Annotated in this window: 1 protein-coding gene; it reads left to right on the top strand. The window is 76.8% G+C overall.

The features are described 5' to 3' along the window. Positions 1-20: 20 nt before the first annotated feature. A partial coding sequence (locus G3I40_RS06340; RefSeq protein ID WP_164301174.1) for an acyltransferase domain-containing protein occupies positions 21-912 on the top strand: 892 nt, incomplete at its 3' end.

The raw sequence follows: 912 nt of genomic DNA, 5'->3' as shown, positions 1-912 counted from the left end.
GCCTGCGCGGAGGCGGCGGCATGGTCGCCGTCGCCACCACCGCCGACGACCTCGCGCGCCGGCTCGCCCCCTACGACGGCCGGCTGGAGACCGCCGCACTGAACGGGCCCCGCTCCGTGGTCGCGGCCGGCCCCGACGACGACCTCGACCACCTCGTCGCCGCACTCACCGCGGACGGCGTACGCGCCAGGCGCCTGCCCGTCGACTACGCCTCGCACACGGCCCGCATGGACGACGCCCGCGCCGCCCTGCACGAGGAACTGGGACGCATCGAGCCGCTGCCCGGCGCCGTGCCCTTCTTCTCCACGGTGACCGGCGACTGGGCGCAGCCCGGGACGCTCGACACCGCGTACTGGTTCCGCAACCTCCGCCAGACCGTCCGCTTCGAGCCCGCCGTGCGGGCGCTCACGGAACAGGGCCACCGGACCTTCGTCGAACTCAGCGCCCATCCCGTGCTGACCACCGCCGTCGAGGACACCGGGCACGAAGCCGGTGCCCGGCTCGCCGCGGTCGGATCGGTGCGCCGCGGCCACGGGGGACCGGACGACTTCGCCCGCGCCCTGGGAACCGCGTGGACGGCGGGCGTGCCCGTGCGCTGGGACGCGGTGTACCTCGGCGTACGGGCGCACCCGGTACCGCTGCCCACCTCGTCGTTCCAGCGCGAACGCTTCTGGTGGGAGCCCGCGCCGGACGCGGTCGACGCCGGCGGGCACGACGCGGCCGACGCACTGCGCTATCGCATCGACTGGCAGCGCGTCCCCACCCCGGCGTCCTCTTCGGCGGGCCCCCGCACCTGGCTCGTCGTCCGCTACGACGGGGCGGCCGAGGCGGTCGCGGAGGCGGCCCGCGGCGCGCTCGAAGCGGCCGGCGCGACAGTGACCGGCCTCGTGCTCGATGCCGCACCGACGCGGG

This window comes from Streptomyces sp. SID14478 (assembly GCF_010548525.1).
In the GTDB taxonomy this organism is placed as follows: Bacteria; Actinomycetota; Actinomycetes; order Streptomycetales; family Streptomycetaceae; genus Streptomyces.
The sequence above is the reverse complement of the archived record's forward strand: the minus strand, read 5'-3'. Positions and strand labels throughout refer to the sequence as shown.